This window comes from Pseudocitrobacter sp. 2023LY-00077, assembly GCF_055796175.1.
On sequence record NZ_JBSPEI010000007.1, the window covers coordinates 92,809 to 109,426 of the forward strand.

Consider the following 16,618-nt stretch of genomic DNA (forward strand, 5'->3'; position numbering starts at 1 on the left):
ATTGCCCGGCGGCGCGACGCTTGCCCGGGCCTACAAATGTAGGCCGGGTAAACGCAGTGCCACCCGGCAACCAACGGGTGCTTAGCACCCGTTTTTCTTCCCCCACGCACTATGATGCAAGTTGCATCCAGGCCGCCCGAATGAGGCAGCTTGCATGATGATGTATTTAGCCCAGGAGATTAACAATGCTCGACACCAACATGAAAACCCAGCTCAAAGCCTATCTTGAAAAGCTGACCAAACCTGTTGAGCTGATTGCCACGCTGGATGACAGCGCCAAATCGGCAGAAATCAAGGAACTGCTGGCTGAGATTGCTGAACTGTCAGATAAAGTGACCTTCAAAGAAGACAACACGTTGGCCGTTCGTAAACCGTCGTTCCTGATTACCAACCCAGGTTCCCACCAGGGCCCGCGTTTTGCTGGCTCCCCGTTGGGGCATGAGTTCACCTCGCTGGTACTGGCGCTGCTGTGGACTGGCGGTCATCCGTCGAAAGAAGCGCAGTCTCTGCTGGAGCAGATCCGTAATATCGACGGCGATTTTGAATTCGAAACTTATTATTCGCTCTCCTGCCACAACTGCCCGGACGTGGTGCAGGCGCTGAACCTGATGAGCGTGCTGAACCCGCGCATCAAGCACACGGCGATCGATGGCGGCACCTATCAGAACGAAATCACCGAACGTAATGTGATGGGTGTTCCGGCAGTGTTCGTGAATGGTCAGGAGTTTGGTCAGGGCCGTATGACACTGACGGAAATCGTGGCCAAAATCGATACTGGCGCGGAAAAACGCGCAGCGGAAGAGCTGAGCACCCGTGATGCTTATGAAGTGCTGATCGTGGGTTCCGGCCCATCCGGCGCCGCTGCCGCTGTCTACTCAGCGCGTAAAGGCATCCGTACCGGCCTGATGGGCGAGCGTTTCGGCGGCCAAGTGCTCGATACCGTTGATATTGAAAACTATATCTCCGTACCGAAAACCGAAGGTCAGAAACTGGCTGGCGCACTGAAAGCCCACGTCAGTGAGTATGATGTTGATGTGATTGATAGCCAGAGCGCATCGAAACTGATTCCGGCGGCACAGGAAGGTGGCTTACACCAGATTGAAACCGCGTCTGGCGCCGTGCTGAAAGCGCGCAGCATCATCATCGCAACCGGTGCGAAATGGCGCAACATGAATGTGCCGGGCGAAGATCAGTATCGCACCAAGGGCGTAACCTATTGTCCGCACTGTGACGGCCCGCTGTTTAAAGGCAAACGCGTAGCGGTTATCGGTGGCGGTAACTCCGGTGTGGAAGCGGCAATCGACCTGGCGGGCGTGGTTGAACACGTTACTCTGCTGGAATTTGCCCCGGAAATGAAAGCGGATCAGGTTCTGCAGGATAAAGTCCGCAGCCTGAAAAACGTTGATATCATTCTGAATGCGCAAACCACGGAAGTGAAAGGCGACGGCAGCAAAGTGACCGGCCTGGAATACCGTGACCGTGTAAGCGGTGATACGCATCAGATTGAACTGGCGGGGATCTTCGTCCAGATTGGCCTGCTGCCGAACACCACCTGGCTGGAAGGCGCGATTGAGCGCAACCGGATGGGGGAAATTATCATCGATGCGAAATGTGAAACCAGCGTCAAAGGCGTCTTTGCCGCGGGTGACTGCACCACCGTTCCGTACAAACAGATTATCATCGCCGCCGGCGAAGGCGCGAAAGCGTCACTCAGCGCCTTTGATTATCTGATTCGTACGAAAACGGCATAAAAAAAGAAGTAAGACGACACCTGCAAAGCCAAACGCCTGACATTGTCAGGCGTTTTTTGTTTTTGTAATATCTCATTTCAACCAGCACCTTTTTGTTCATTTCGTTGCGCAAATCAAAATATCGCCCGTTATTTTACGTAATATAATCTCCTGTTCTGAATTTTAAATACATATTCTTAATGTGTTGAGGTTTATCTATTCATGGAGTTTATTTTAGGCCCGTTAACGCCCTTCGAGTTAACGGGGTTGTTACTGCGTGATTTTTTTATTGCCAATAATAATAGTACGTTAGTCACTGCATATTTAGCCCTTGAACCTGATGCACAAAAACCAACTCTGGCAATGGAGTATGATTTTAATGCGCTATTTCTCGGTCCTCAGGCCTTAAAGGCTGCGCCCTATGCCTCTGTATACCTTGAGGAGGAGGCCACGGTAATGGGGAAAACGACGCTTGAGTTGCGAGAATTCATGCAGCAATTGGGGCTATCAATTAATAATGAGAATCATCTTCCTGACGATCATGTTTCATATGCGTTGGAATTATGTGTTTTATTATTAATAAATGTAAGGCAACAGCCTGAATTAAAAGAAATGCTGTTTCGCTATGTTTTTGAATATGTAGCGAAATGGATGCCATTATTTGTTTTAAACATAACAGGGAATGCACAAACGATGGAGCTAAAAAAAGTGGCAAGCAGGTTAGCTGGCTGGCTGGATGAATTAAAAATGAGGGCGGCATAATGAGTGTTGAAACAGGTGCTATAAATCGGCGCTCCTTTCTAAAAGGTTTGGTCGCATTAGGTGCGATTTCAGCATTGCCTGGCGGTTTGCTTACCTCTCGCTGCGCGCAGGCTCAACCGCCTATCCCCTTTAATCCAAAAACGTACAAGGTCTATCGCAACGCGTGCCCACGCAATTGCTACGACACCTGTAGCCTGAAAACCTGGGTTAAGGATGATGTCATTACGTTTGTTGAAGGTGCGAGCGAATCAACCTACACCCATGGCACGCCCTGCGTGAAAGGCCTGACCTACCCACGTCGGGTGTATAGCCCCGATCGCATAAAGTATCCGATGATTCAGGATGGCCGCGGAAGTGGTAACTGGCGACGAATCTCCTGGGATGACGCCATGCTGCGCATTGCCAGCAAGATGTTGGAAATCAAAAAGAAAGATGGCTCCATGCTGGGTTTGGCATTGTCGAAATACTCCGGCAACCTGGGCGTGATGGGATACGCTACCGAAGGCCTGATGTCGTCGTTGGGTTACACCACCCGATTTGCCGGAACGCCGTGCTGGCCAGCGGGCATTGATGCGCAAAATTATGATATGGGCGATATGTGGTGCAACGACCCGGAAGATATGGTGAAAGCAAAGTACATCATCATCTGGGGGGCAAACCCCGCATGGTGCTCAATGCACAGCATGAAATATGTGTATCAGGCGCGAGAGCAGGGTGCCAAAGTGGTGGTTATCGACCCGTTATTAACGCAAACCGCGGCAAAAGCCGATCTCTATCTGCGGGTTCGCTCAGGTTCAGATGGCGCACTGGCGCTCGGCATGTGTCGACATCTGCTGGACAGCGGGCGCGTAGATCATGAATTTGTTACCCAGTTTGCGCAGGGATACCCTGAGTTTGAAAATTATCTGCGCAACAATATTTCAGTGGAATGGGCCGCAGACATTTGTGGTTTATCCGCAGAGACGATTCGCTCATTGACGGATGAGTTTATGGCGGTGAAGCCCGCCACAGTCTGGATTGGCTACGGAATGCAACGTCATGTCAACGGCGGGGCGAATGTGCGCGCTATTGACGCGTTTGTCGCGATGAGTGGAAACATCGGCCTTGAGGGTGGTGGCGCACGTTATGGGCATCTGCAAACCTGGGGTTACAACTACGGTTTGATGGCGTTTAAGCCACCGGTTGGGTCGATCGGTGTGAAAGGCGCAGGTGGCCCGGTGGGCGAATTTGTCAGCGATAGTGCTGAGAAGAGTGAGTATTCAGACCGCGCGCTAAATATCAACCAAACGGCACAAGGCTTGCTTGAGGCTAACGATCCGCCAGTACGCATGTTGTGGGTTGCATCCAAAAATCCCTTTGCTCAGGATTTTGACCGCAACAAGATGGAAAAAGCCTTCAGCAAACTGGAAATGGTGGTTTGCGTCGATCAGTTTTTCAATGAAACCGTCCAGCATGCTGATATTGTGTTGCCGCTAACGACCACATTCGAGCAATGGGATTTGTGCTCCTCCTATTGGCATTACTGGTTATCACTTAACGAACCCGCAATTAAGCCGCTTTATGAGTGTAAAAGTGACCCCGAGATTTCGGCGTTGCTCTCGCGAGCTATCAATAAACTGGAACCAGGAGCCTGTACTTTCCCACAAGATTTTGAGCCCAGACATTGGCTCGACAACGAGTTCAATGATGGCATGGCGCAACAGTTTGACATCAGCCGATGGGACGATCTGCGTGAAGGGCCAAGAAAGGCCAAAATGCCAAGCTCTGCCGCCTGGCACGATCGTAAATTTAAAACACCGTCTGGTAAGTATGAGTTTTTGTCGCCGCGCTGCGCGGAGGACGGGCATACCGCGTTGCCAGAATATAAAGCCGATCTCGCACGTTCGCTGCCGTTCCATCTGTTTACACCGCATCTGCAATACGGTTTGCACTCGCAGTTTGTGAATCTGGACTGGATGCAAACATTCTGGCCGGAACCTTTCGTGTATATCCATCCGTCAGCGGCTGAGAAAAAAGGTATTCACGACATGGATCGGGTGAAGGTATTCAATGATGCCGGCGACGTTGAGCTTCGCGCCAAACTGACCACCAATGTGCCAGAGGATTTTTTGGTGATGTACGAATCCTGGTTCAACAAAATCAGCTACAACGTGCAGAACGTCGTGAAAGATACGCCTGCCGATATGGGCAAGATGGCCACCGGTGCGCCAGGTGCGGCGATACACAGTCAGTTTGTCGACATTACGCTTATTGCTAACAAGGGAGCATCCGCATGAGGCGCGCATTTTTAGTTAATAGTGATAAATGTATCGGGTGCCGCGGCTGTGCGATGGCCTGTAAGAGTTTTAACCAGCTAGAGCCTGAACGTTACTGGCGCTATGTCTACCCGCTGGATAAAGCGATCTATCCCCATGAAGAACGTGCATTTTATTCGCTGGCGTGCAATCACTGCGAACATCCGGCCTGCGTGGCGGCGTGTCCGGTTGAGGCCTATACCCGCCGTGAAGATGGCGTTGTCATTCATAACCCTGAACACTGTATCGGATGTAAAAACTGTATTCGCAATTGCCCTTACGGCGCGCCGCGATTTAATGAAGAGACGCGGAAAGCGGAAAAATGCAGCATGTGTTATGAGCGGCTCGATATCGGTATGCAGCCCGCCTGCGTATCGGCGTGCCCGGTCAGCGCACTGAGCATTATCGATCTTGATACCGATCCCAGCCCCAATAATGCCGTTCAGTATCCGCCTGGCTATCCTCATATGCCGCAACTAAACCCTGGTACGCGCTTTATTCTGGCTCGTCAGCCAAAACAACCGGGGGATAAATAATGGAAAAATATGAACTGCCATTGGTTATTTTTACGCTACTGAGCCAGATGTCGGTTGGAATGACGATTGTGGTGACCTGGCGTACATTGCGTGGCGAGGTGAAAGGATGTCGCGCCAACTGGCTGGTAATTGGTTTGATTCTGGCGGTGGCCTCAGTAGCGGCGGTACTACACCTTGCACATCCGGATCGCGCCTATGATGCTCTGCGTAACCTGAAACATGCCTGGCTGAGCCGTGAAATTTTGGGCGCTACGCTCTACGGTATCACGGTTGGGATCACGTTTTTGGCGAAAGGGCATAAAGTGCCTGCGTTGGTAGCATCGCTGTTCGGTATTGCGCTGGTGACTGTTCAGGGTATTACCTATGCAGCTCCTGCGATGGTGGCGATCGCTAACGGTATCACTATTTTGCTTTTTTGCATTACGGTATGGGTGATGGGATGCGCGGCGGTTCCACTGCTTAAGCTGTCGTCACCTCGATCCGCTTTGCGGCAGGGCATTCTGGTATGCATAGCGTTATTACTTGCTGCGCCGTTAATGTGGTTGAGTGGCGGTACCATTATGCAAATGACGGCGCGCGGCTGGCTCACATCCCCACTTTATCTGATGGGGCTAGCGTGCCTTGTTGTGGCGTTTGTTATCACATGGAAGGGCGATTGCTACAATAGAGTCGTCTTTGCCATTCTGTTCATTGGCTTGTTTTTAACGCGAATGACGTTCTTTGGGGATACGGTTAGCACGATTGTGAATATCGGTCATCCGTACTAACGAAACCGGAAGGGTGCCCGCGCGATAAAAATTGCGCGGGCATTTTTTTATCTCACCACCATCACCGGCACATGGGCGTGGCGAATAACGCTGGAGGCATTCGAACCCAGCAGGTGAGTGGAGATGGACGGATTACGGGAACCGATAACCACCACGTCAGCTTTCAGTTCTTCAGCGAGCTCGTTCACCACGTCGCGAACGCTGCCGATGCGCACGTGCAGTTTCAGGCGCTCGGGGTCGATACTGAAGTGGCTTTTCATCGTTTCTAAACGGTTGATCGCTTCCTGATGAAGGTGCTCTTCAAAGCGACGCACATCCGCCGCGAAACGGCTCATGGTGTAGCTGGCGGAGCCGGGCAGCACGTGGAGTAGATGAATAATCCCATCCTGCTGCGCCAGAAATTCAGCGTGAGCGATAGCCTTATCACTCAATTCCATCTCGAATACGTCAACGGGCATAATGATTGTCTTGTACATATGCATTCCTCCTTGTCTCTGTATTTGATATCAAAGCATATTATGACTTTTTAGTTTGTCATTGATATCTCAAATTTATCGTTCGCTGCGTGGAAGGGTGTAAAGTTTTTTCAATCTCGCCAGATACCGCCACCAGAGACAGAAAGAGGATGCCGGGGCATCCTCTTAATTCATCGCAATTAGCGTTGGTAATCACCGGCTGCTTCCGGCTGGTAGAGCAGTTCCAGCACCTCAAGATGCGTGGACGTGCCGCCGGGGAGTTCCCAGTGAATCGTGCTACCAACGCGCAGCCCAATCAGCGCCGCGCCCACCGGGGCCAGCACTGAAAGCTGCGTGTTGCTGTCTGTCATTTGCGTAGGAAATACCAGAGTTCGCACGCGCTCTTCGCCGCTGGTCAGATCGCGAAATCTCACCTTGCTGTTCATGCTCACGACATCAGGCGGAACCTGTTCCGGCGGGCACATTTGCGCGCGGTCCAGTTCGTCGTTCAGCGCGCCAGCCACCGGAGAGTTTGCGTAAGCAGGCAGTTCCAGCAGTCTGTCGATACGCTCCGCATCGAACTCATTAATGATGATGGCAGGTCTGGTCATAGTTACTCCATGTCGTTCCAGAAACGTCTATCCAAAAGAAAACCCTCACCGCCAGCGGCAAGGGTTCATCTCACACCATCATACGCATTCAATCATCAGGTTTGAAGTGATACAACGCACATTCAATCACTGAAAATTATCGATTTATCTCGATTATTGTCAGTATCCCACTTTATCCAGCACAAACTGTTTACCACAGTTGCCGGGGTGCGGCTGAGGCAGGAACGACGCGGCAGAAAGTGGCGCGTTGATGTTCCCGGCTTTTAGTGAAATTTGCATTTCGGTAAGATAGTTTGGGTTGCCATTACAGGTCAGTTTAAACGCTTTGACGTTCTCTTTACCGAAGGCGCTGGCAACGGCGGCATCAAAGTCGCTGCGCTTCACTTTTTGCCCATAATTAGCGGCTAAAAATTGCCCCAGCGCGCTGGCTTTCACTTCGCTGTTCAGGCGCACCATGGTGCCGAAATACGCGTCCGGGTCGAAACCAAAACAGACGCCATGTTTGGCATATTCATAACGCTCAAGGCAGGATTTTCCACCGCTACCGGGCATCACACCGTTCAGCTTGTTTGCCATTTCCAGCGATAAACCGGTTTCGGGGGCTGAACATTTACGGCTGCCTTTGGCTTCCGCCATATTCGGAATCGGGCGCGTCGCGCAACCAAAGCGCATCCAGCGGCCTTCATCAACGCCGCGAGAGGCGATAGATTTTGGCAGCCCCGGCCAGAGACCGTGGACGGTGAGATGATCGGCTTTGTTGGCCGTCTCTTTCTGGATTTTGCACTCCTGCGGCTCTTTGCGATTTCTGTCGTTCATGCTCTGACAAAAACCGGTTTGCCACGAAAGCGCCAGCACATAGCGGTCAAAATCGCCATATTGCGTGGGAGTGAGGGGGGCAGCGCTGGCGCATTGCGCGACGAGCAGCAGGGTGCCGACGCATCCGGCCAGAAGATCCTTCCTGAACATAGTACGTATCCGGGGTGTTAACGATTCAAGGCAATTATTAAAGCATAAAAAAGGCGTCGTTAGACGCCTTTTATCAGTTTCGCGAATACTTACAGCGCGCTACCCGGTACCAGAATTTCAGTCGCGATGATCACCACGACCAGGCCAACCAGCACCGGAACGGAGGTGCGTTTCACCACTTCAAACGGCGAGATTTTTGCCATCCCGGCTACCGCAACCACGACGCCGGAAACCGGGGAGATGGTACGGCCAAGGTTGGATGCCTGCAGCATCGGAATGGAAAGATAAGCCGGGTTGATACCCGAGGTGTGCGCCAGCTTAGGAATCATTTCGACAAACGCATAGAACGGCGCGTTGCCGGAACCGGTGGTCATCGCCGCCAGCATGGTCAGCACCACCAGCACCAGCATCAGAATAATGCTCGCGGAACCAAACGAGGTGGCGATGGAAATCAGGCTATCGATAAAGCCGATCGTGCTCAGGCCCTGGGCAAAGACGCCCGCCGCAACTAACAGCATCACCACGCCGGCGAAGGCGTCCGCCATGCCGCGATAGGCCACTTCCAGACCGGAGAAGACGTTCTGCGTGTTGAAACTGCGGCAGAATTCCAGTACCGCCGCCAGCAGCATGCAGATAACCAGAATGGTAATAATGTGCAGCTGCGGGCCCCATTTACCGTCGAAAATCAGCACGCCAATGATCGGCGCAAAGGGCAGAATGGCGTAAAAGCTCGGTGCGGTGGTGGTGATTTCATTCACATCGAGCATTTCATGGGACACGTTCTCTTTTTTATCGAGATAGCGCTGCCAGAAGAAGTGGGCAATCGCCATTGCGATAATCGCTGCGATTGAGATTGGGAGCGTCGTTTTAAAGGCAAAATCAATTAACGGCATCTCCGCCGCTTTTGCCGCCAGCACGACGTCACCGGAAGTAGGAGAAAGAATAATCGCCGCCGGAGAGGCGCAAATAGCAGCAGCCGCACCACGGCTAATGCCGACGTTTACCATCACCGGGAACAGTGTTGCCATTAACAATACGCCAAGGCCCGTCGCGGATGACACAGCCAGCGACATCAGGCAGGCGACGAAATAGGCGGCAATCATCAACAAATAGGGTGAGTTAATATAACGCAGCGGTTTTGAGGCCAGTTTTACGACCATGTCGTTGGCGCCAATATGCGTCATATAGGCGGCAAAACCACACAGCATCATGATCATCATGCCGAGGTCGCCGCCGCGGCTCATCAGCAGGATTTTGATGTATTCAACGATATCCGTTGCGGAATAGCCGGTGCTTGCTTCGCTGGCGGGTAACACTTTATGGCCCATCAGCGCGCTTGCGATCAGCAAGACAATCCCACCGACGAACAACACGCCGGTGGCGGAAAAGCCTTTAATGATATAGCGGGCAACGCCCACAATGACCACAACCCCAATCAGGAGCTCAAATGCCGTTAACATGAGTATACCTATCACCATTGTCGAAAATATGCGCTACAAATGGCGCATAAAAAAGAATAATAAAGGGAATGTGCCGAAATAAGCGGCAATACTTGCTGATGGAAATCAATAAAATGATTATTTGTAGTAATACAACAGGCAATTGATCGAGTAAATCACAAAGCTGAAAACCTCTTGATTATAGCGGGGCAGGGCGTATCTGAAAGCAATAAGTGAATTAATTGTTATAATTATTTCCAGTTTGTTGAATCGTAAAGCAATTAAAAAAGACTTTATTTCACGAATATTGCCTGCGTATACTCCGGTTACTTTCATTAACCGAATCGTGATTATGTACGCATCCTGGAACTGGCGCTTACGCTTCATCAGAAAACATTTTCTGATGCTTCTGCTCGCGTTCGGTTTTTGGTTTATCCAGTGCCAGGTAGCAATTGCTTCTCATGACTGTCAGTTAAGCCCGGCGGGCGAGGTGGCGATGATCCAGCATATGGATCACCAGATGTCATCGCATGCGACGGCAAACAACATGTCGCTGTGCGGGCAGCACTGTGTGCCCGACTCCTCGCAGAAAACGCTCGATAACTCCTCTTTAGTCGCGATTCCGGTGGTTTCCAGCCTGGCGTTAGTTATGCCGACCTGTGAAGCCGTCCAGGAAGACGCGTGGTCACTGGCACCTCCCGCCGTAGGGCCTCCGGCAACGATCCGTTTTTGCCGGTTCCGCGAATAGAAACCTGATAATCCGTTTAACTATCAATTAATTAACGATTATCAGGAGTTTACTATGTCTGCAATTTATACTCGTGCGCTGGCTGGCGTACTGTTTGCTGTATCCGCATTTTCCGTTTCTGCTCACGAGATGAGCGCACACGCCACAATGACCATGCCGTCCGCCGCCAGTTGGCAGGGGGAAGGTGTTATCAAAAAAGTGACCCCCACTTCCATCACTATTGCCCATCATCCCATCCCCGCGCTGAACTGGCCTGCGATGACGATGCAATTTGCCCAACCGACAAGCCAACCCGTGACCGCGCAACGCGTGGGCGAGGATGTGGATTTCACCTTTACCGAAGGTGATAGCGGTTACCAGATTGTATCCCTGAATCCGCACCGCTAAGCCGGAGGTGATATGAAACAACGCACGTTGAGCCTTTGGCTCGGCGGGGTGTTGCTTGGGTTTTTTGGCTCCGCCGTGCAGGCGGAGTCATGGACACTCACGCAAACTCTGTCGCAAGCCCAGCGCTATTCCGCTGAACTTTCCGCTAATCGCAATGAAGCGCGGGCGCTGGAAAATATGGCGGATTCCGCAGGTGAATTGCCGGATCCGAAACTGAAATTTGGTATCGAAAACGTCCCGGTACAGGGCAGTAATAACCAACGTCTGACCCGCGAAGGGATGACCATGCAGCGCGTGGGCATCATGCAGCGTTACGTCAGCGCCGAAAAACGCGAACGCAAGGCGCAGACGTTACAGGCGCAGGCGCAAAGCGTTAGCGCGAAATCAGAAGCGATTCGTGCCGCGCTGCAACGCGATACCGCGCAAGCGTGGCTCGATCTCGCGCTCTCGGAAAAAGCGCTGCAATCGGCCAAAAAGCTGGTGGCGGAAACCGAGCGACAGCAGGGAACGCAGCGCGCCAGCGTCGGCAGCGGAACCGCCGCACCGGACAGCGTACTGGCGCTAAAGGTCACGCTGAACGCAATGCGCAATAACGTCACCCTGGCGGAGCGTGATGTGCAGGTGGCGCGGGCAAAACTGATGAAGTTTACCGGTCAGCCGATTGAATCGGTTTCCGGCGCACTGCCGCCGTATCAACGCTTGCCTGCGGATGAAGCCACGCTGCTGGCCGGTGTGGATCAGCACCCGGAAGTGATTGCCGCCGCGCGGGAAGCTAACGAAGCCAAAGCGCGCTCGGCACAGTCGGCGGTGGCGGCCATCCCCGACGTCGATGTCGAGGTGTACTACGGCCATCGCTCGGAAGGGTATGACGATATGGCGGGGGTGATGTTTACCGTCGATTTGCCGCTGTTCAAAGATAAACGTCAGGATAAAGATTACGCGGCGGATGTCTCTCGCACTATGCAGGCCAACGATCAGCTTTCGCTGACTGAACGCGATCACGCCGCCCAGATTAGCTCGCTGATTGCCGAATATCAGGCCGCGCAAAATATCTGGTTGCGCCTGCGCGATGAAACACTACCGCTCCAGCAGCAGCGCCTTTCCTTACTGACCGCCCAGTATCGCGCCGGGCAGTCTGACCTTTCCTCCTTGCTCGCCGCGCGTCGCGATGTGCTGGACAGCACCCTTGCCACCAGTCAGGCCGAACGCGAGGTCGCCCGAACCTGGGCGGCCATTCACTACTTAATTCCACAGGAGCTGGCGCTATGAACAAGAACTTACTGACGCTGGCGATTGTGGCCGTGCTGGCGGCGGGAGCGGGCTATTACGCCGGACATCGTAGCCCGGCGACAGACTCCGCCGCCACGGATGCGACGGCGCGCAAAGTGCTCTATTGGTACGACCCGATGGTCCCCGGCCAGCGCTTTGATAAGCCGGGAAAATCACCGTTTATGGATATGCAACTGGTGCCGCGCTATGCCGATGAAACGCCGGATAACGGCGGCGTTAGCATTAGCCCGCAACAGCAGCAAAGTCTCGGCATGCGCATCGGCGCCGTAGAAAAACGTGCGCTGGTGCAGCCTTTTTCCGCGTTTGCCACGGTCACCACCGATGAGCGTAGCCTGCAAATTATTCCGTCTCCGGCCAACGGCGTCGTCGAGAAACTGTTTGTTCGCGCCCCGCAGCAGTGGGTGAAAGCCGGTGAGCCGCTGGCGCAGCTGTGGATCCCCGAATGGACGGCGGCGCAGCAGGAGTATCTGGCCGTACGTCAACTTGGCGATGCCGCGCTCAGCCGGGCCGCTCGTGAGCGCCTGACGCTGACCTTTATGCCGGAATCCGTCATTCGCCAGGTGGAACGCAGCGGCAAACCGCAGTCGCGAATGGTGCTGCGTGCCGAGCAGGAGGGCTACGTGTCGAAGCTCGACACGCGTGAAGGCGCGCAGGTTACCGCCACCGCGCCGTTGTTTGAACTGGCAAGCCAGGACCCGGTATGGGTGGTGATTGATTACCCACAAACCCAGGCGCAACGCCTGATACCGGGCAGTGACGTCGTGGCGAGCGCTGACGGTTGGCCGGGCGAGCAGTTCCACGGCAAGGTAAGTGAACTGCTGCCGCAGATGGAAACCACCACACGCACCCTGAAGGCGCGCATTGTGCTGGATAACCCGCAGCACAAACTGAAGCCCGGGATGTTTTTAACCGTGCGTTTGCAGGATGAATCCGCGCAGCCGCCGGTGCTGGCTATTCCGGAAGAAGCGCTGATTGCCACCGGCAGTGAAAATCGGGTGATTGTCGCCACCGGAGACGGGCACTTCGCACCGGTACGCGTCACCACTGGCGTAACCGCCAACGGCTGGACGGAGGTCAAAGAAGGGCTGAAAGAGGGCGATAAGGTGGTGACCTCCGGTCAGTTCCTGATTGATTCCGAAGCCAGCCTGCGCAGCGCCTTGCCGCAGGAAACGAAAAAGGCGCCAGAGTATGTCGGCAACGGCGTCGTCAAGGCCATCGAAGGGAACACGGTGACGCTGTCGCACCAGCCGATTCCCGCGCTGCACTGGGGGGCGATGACTATGGACTTCACCCTCAGCGCCAGCGCGGCAAAACCGAAGCCTGGCGATAACATCATGTTCCACTTTACGCTGGATGATGCGCAGGGGCCGCTGATTTCACAATGGATGCCAATGACGGGAGGCGAGAAATGATTGCCGCCGTGATTCGTGCTGCGTTGCGTAATCGCCTGCTGGTGATTTTTGCGGCGCTGGGGATGGCGCTGTGGGGCGCCTGGGCGGTGCAACGTGCGCCGCTGGATGCGCTGCCGGACCTCTCTGATGTGCAGGTGATTATTCGCGCCAGCTATCCGGGAAAAGCGCCGCAGATTATAGAAGATCAGGTCACTTATCCGCTTACCACCACCATGCTTTCGGTGCCTGGCGCGAAGACGGTGCGCGGCTTTTCGATGTTTGGCGACGCTTATGTGTACGTGTTGTTTGAAGACGGTACTGACCTTTACTGGGCGCGTTCGCGCGTGCTGGAGTATCTGAGTCAGATTCAGGCGCAAATGCCGGAAGGCGTCACGGTGGCATTAGGGCCGGATGCCACGGGCGTGGGCTGGATTTACGAGTATGCGCTGGTTGACCGTACCGGCAAACACAGTCTTGCGGATCTGCGTGCGCTCCAGGACTGGACGCTGAAGTACGAACTGAAAACCGTGCCTAACGTTTCGGAAGTCGCCAGCGTCGGCGGGATGGTACGCCAGTATCAGGTGATTGCCGATCCGACGCGGATGCGGGCGCTAAACGTGACGCATCAGCAAATTGTCGATGCGCTGAAATCCGCCAACCAGGAGGGCGGCGGTGCACTGATGGAGATGGGCGAAGCGGAATACATGGTACGCACCACCGGTTATCTGCATTCGCTCGATGAGTTCCGCAAGGTGGTGGTGACCAGCCGTGATGGCGTGCCGGTGCTGCTGGCGGATGTCGCTGATGTGCGGATGGGGCCGGAAATTCGGCGCGGCGTCGCGGAGCTTAACGGCGAGGGGGAAGTGGCCGGCGGCATTATCATTATGCGTTATGGCAAGAATGCCCGTCAGACCATTATGGACGTGAAGGCGAAACTTCAGTCGCTGCAAAAAACGTTGCCGGAAGGGGTGGAAATCGTCCCGGTTTACGACCGTTCGCAGCTTATCGACCACGCGATCGAAACGTTAACCCATAAGCTGATTGAAGAGTTTATCGTCGTTGCCCTGGTTTGTACCCTGTTTCTGTTCCATTTCCGCTCGGCGCTGGTGGCAATTGTCTCGCTGCCGCTTGGCATACTTGGTGCGTTTATCGTTATGCACTATCAGGGGATCAACGCCAACATTATGTCGCTGGGTGGGATTGCGATAGCCATCGGTGCCATGGTAGATGCGGCGATCGTGATGATCGAAAACATGCACAAGGTTCTGGAACAGTGGCGGCACGATCATCCCGATAAAACGCCTTCCGGCTCCGATTACTGGCACATTGCCGGGCAAGCGGCAACCGAAGTGGGGCCCGCGCTGTTTTGCAGCCTGCTGATCATCACGTTGTCGTTCATTCCCGTCTTCTCACTTGAAGCGCAGGAAGGGAAAATGTTTGCGCCGCTGGCGTTCACCAAAACCTGGGCGATGGCAATGGCTGCGGGGCTCGGTATCACCTTAGTGCCGGTGCTGATGGGCTATTTTATTCGCGGAAAAATCCCGGATGAGCAAGCCAACCCGATTAACCGCTGGCTGATTCGTGCCTATGAGCCGCTGCTTGATAAAGTGCTGGCCTGGCCGAAGGCGACGCTGGCGCTGGCGCTGCTGCTGCTGGGTATTACGCTATGGCCGCTCAGCCAGTTGGGCAGCGAATTTATGCCGCCGCTCGACGAGGGCGATTTGCTCTATATGCCGTCTACGCTGCCGGGCATTTCTGCACGCGAAGCGAGCCGCCTGCTGCAACAAACCGATCGGCTGATTAAAAGCGTGCCGGAAGTAGCCAGCGTGTTCGGTAAGGCCGGGCGCGCGGAAACGGCGACCGACCCTGCACCGCTGACTATGCTGGAAACCACCATTCAGTTCAAACCTCGCGACCAGTGGCGACCGGGCATGACGCCGGACAAACTGATTGAAGAGCTGGATAAAACGGTGAAAGTACCGGGGATTGCCAACGTCTGGGTACCGCCGATTCGCAACCGTCTCGATATGCTGGCGACAGGCATCAAGAGCCCGGTGGGAATCAAAGTGAACGGCAATAACCTGGCGGATATCGAACGTGTCGCCCGCGAAATCGAGCAGGTGGTAAAAGGCGTACCTGGCGTGACGTCCGCGTTGGCTGAGCGGCTTTCCGGCGGACGTTATGTTGATATCGCCATCAACCGCCAGCAGGCGGCACGCTATGGCGTGTCGGTGAAAGAGTTGCAATCGCTGGTGTCGACGCTGGTGGGCGGCGAGAACGTTGGTCAGACTATCGAAGGGCGAGAACGCTATCCCATTAACATCCGTTACCCGCGCGAATGGCGCGATAATATCGACAAACTGCGGGCAATGCCGGTGGTGACGGCCAATGGTAGCCAGGTGGCGCTCAGCGAATTGGCGGATATCCGTATCACCGAAGGCGTGCCGATGCTGAAAAGCGAAAATGCGCGACTGTCGAACTGGATCTATGTCGATTTACGCGGACGTGACCTGAAATCCGCGGTGGATGAGATGCAGCAGCGTGTAGCGCAACAGGTGGCCTTGCCGCAGGGGGTAACGCTCTCCTGGTCCGGGCAATTTGAATATCTTGAACGCGCTACGGCAAAACTGAAAATAGTCCTTCCGGTGACCTTAGTGATTATTTTTACACTACTTTGGTTAACCTTCAGACGTATTTCAGATGTATTACTGATAATGGGAACTCTTCCTTTTTCGCTGATCGGCGGCGTCTGGCTGTTATGGCTGCTGGGGTATAATCTCTCGGTGGCTGGCGCGGTAGGATTTATCGCCCTTGCTGGCGTGTCTGCTGAATTTGGCGTGATTATGGTGCTCTATTTGAATCACGCGCTTGAGAAACATCGTAAATCCGATCCTGATGGCGGTACACCGCTATTAATGCGCGCAATTCATGAAGGGGCGGTACTACGCGTGCGCCCCAAAGTGATGACAGTCGCGACCATCATGGCCGGCCTGCTGCCTATCATGTGGGGCAGTGGTACGGGCTCGGAAGTGATGAGCCGGATTGCCGCGCCGATGATCGGCGGGATGATTTCCGCACCGTTACTCTCGATGTTGGTTATTCCCGCGCTTTATCGCATCATCCACCGTAAACAATGAATACAAGCACCCTGCGGGGTGCTTAATTACTTTACTTTATTTACTAAGAATTACCCTAAAATAAAGAATAACCCGATATTGTTAAGCCTTGATTAAGGTTAGCAT

General features: G+C 54.0%; 14 protein-coding genes. 10 read left to right on the forward strand and 4 right to left on the reverse strand.

Annotation, left to right across the window (positions count from 1 at the left end):
* Positions 1 to 185: 185 nt before the first annotated feature.
* The 5 genes from ahpF (at position 186) to ACWWFX_RS10905 (ending at position 6,089) form a co-directional block, all read left to right on the forward strand.
* A complete protein-coding gene (ahpF, locus tag ACWWFX_RS10885) occupies positions 186 to 1,751 on the forward strand; it encodes an alkyl hydroperoxide reductase subunit F (RefSeq protein WP_108473952.1) in 1,566 nt (521 codons plus the stop codon).
* A 201-nt stretch (positions 1,752 to 1,952) separates the two neighbouring features.
* Complete coding sequence (locus tag ACWWFX_RS10890) at positions 1,953 to 2,492, forward strand: TorD/DmsD family molecular chaperone (protein ID WP_473223796.1); 540 nt, start codon at positions 1,953 to 1,955, stop codon at positions 2,490 to 2,492.
* Positions 2,492 to 4,768, forward strand: a complete 2,277-nt coding sequence (locus ACWWFX_RS10895; protein ID WP_473223797.1) for a molybdopterin-dependent oxidoreductase — start codon at positions 2,492 to 2,494, stop codon at positions 4,766 to 4,768. The genes ACWWFX_RS10890 and ACWWFX_RS10895 overlap by 1 nt, the downstream gene beginning before the upstream one ends.
* Positions 4,765 to 5,322 (forward strand): 4Fe-4S dicluster domain-containing protein, encoded by a 558-nt coding sequence (locus ACWWFX_RS10900; protein ID WP_473223798.1) that lies wholly within the window; start codon positions 4,765 to 4,767, stop codon positions 5,320 to 5,322. The genes ACWWFX_RS10895 and ACWWFX_RS10900 overlap by 4 nt, the downstream gene beginning before the upstream one ends.
* Positions 5,322 to 6,089: a dimethyl sulfoxide reductase anchor subunit family protein gene (locus ACWWFX_RS10905; protein ID WP_473223799.1), complete on the forward strand. Its 768-nt coding sequence runs from the start codon at positions 5,322 to 5,324 to the stop codon at positions 6,087 to 6,089. The genes ACWWFX_RS10900 and ACWWFX_RS10905 overlap by 1 nt, the downstream gene beginning before the upstream one ends.
* Before the next feature lie 47 nt (positions 6,090 to 6,136).
* On the opposite strand, the gene uspG is transcribed toward ACWWFX_RS10905, so the two are convergent.
* The 4 genes from uspG to dcuC form a co-directional block, all read right to left on the reverse strand.
* Positions 6,137 to 6,565, reverse strand: a complete 429-nt coding sequence (gene uspG, locus ACWWFX_RS10910; RefSeq protein WP_015965402.1) for a universal stress protein UspG — start codon at positions 6,563 to 6,565, stop codon at positions 6,137 to 6,139.
* A 179-nt stretch (positions 6,566 to 6,744) separates the two neighbouring features.
* Positions 6,745 to 7,155 carry a nucleoside diphosphate kinase regulator gene (rnk, locus tag ACWWFX_RS10915; protein ID WP_276218468.1) on the reverse strand — a complete coding sequence of 137 codons (411 nt, stop codon included), beginning with the start codon at positions 7,153 to 7,155 and terminating at the stop codon, positions 6,745 to 6,747.
* A 159-nt stretch (positions 7,156 to 7,314) separates the two neighbouring features.
* Positions 7,315 to 8,121: a ribonuclease I gene (gene rna, locus ACWWFX_RS10920; protein WP_473223800.1), complete on the reverse strand. Its 807-nt coding sequence runs from the start codon at positions 8,119 to 8,121 to the stop codon at positions 7,315 to 7,317.
* Between the two features lie 89 nt (positions 8,122 to 8,210).
* Positions 8,211 to 9,581, reverse strand: a complete 1,371-nt coding sequence (gene dcuC / locus ACWWFX_RS10925) for an anaerobic C4-dicarboxylate transporter DcuC (protein WP_015965399.1) — start codon at positions 9,579 to 9,581, stop codon at positions 8,211 to 8,213.
* Between the two features lie 382 nt (positions 9,582 to 9,963).
* Here dcuC and ACWWFX_RS10930 point away from each other — a divergent pair, with 382 nt between their 5' ends.
* From ACWWFX_RS10930 to ACWWFX_RS10950, 5 genes are read left to right on the forward strand one after another with little or no spacing between them, the layout of a single operon-like run.
* Positions 9,964 to 10,308, forward strand: a complete 345-nt coding sequence (locus ACWWFX_RS10930) for a DUF2946 domain-containing protein (protein ID WP_473223801.1) — start codon at positions 9,964 to 9,966, stop codon at positions 10,306 to 10,308.
* A 54-nt stretch (positions 10,309 to 10,362) separates the two neighbouring features.
* On the forward strand, positions 10,363 to 10,695 hold the full coding sequence (locus ACWWFX_RS10935; RefSeq protein WP_276218462.1) for a copper-binding protein: 333 nt from the start codon (positions 10,363 to 10,365) through the stop codon (positions 10,693 to 10,695).
* A 12-nt stretch (positions 10,696 to 10,707) separates the two neighbouring features.
* Positions 10,708 to 11,964 carry a TolC family protein gene (locus tag ACWWFX_RS10940; RefSeq protein WP_276218460.1) on the forward strand — a complete coding sequence of 419 codons (1,257 nt, stop codon included), beginning with the start codon at positions 10,708 to 10,710 and terminating at the stop codon, positions 11,962 to 11,964.
* Entirely contained in the window at positions 11,961 to 13,397 is a 1,437-nt protein-coding gene (locus ACWWFX_RS10945; RefSeq protein ID WP_473223802.1) for an efflux RND transporter periplasmic adaptor subunit, read from the forward strand. Before ACWWFX_RS10940 ends, ACWWFX_RS10945 begins: the two co-directional genes overlap by 4 nt.
* Positions 13,394 to 16,513 carry an efflux RND transporter permease subunit gene (locus ACWWFX_RS10950; RefSeq protein ID WP_473223803.1) on the forward strand — a complete coding sequence of 1,040 codons (3,120 nt, stop codon included), beginning with the start codon at positions 13,394 to 13,396 and terminating at the stop codon, positions 16,511 to 16,513. The genes ACWWFX_RS10945 and ACWWFX_RS10950 overlap by 4 nt, the downstream gene beginning before the upstream one ends.
* Positions 16,514 to 16,618 lie beyond the last annotated feature (105 nt).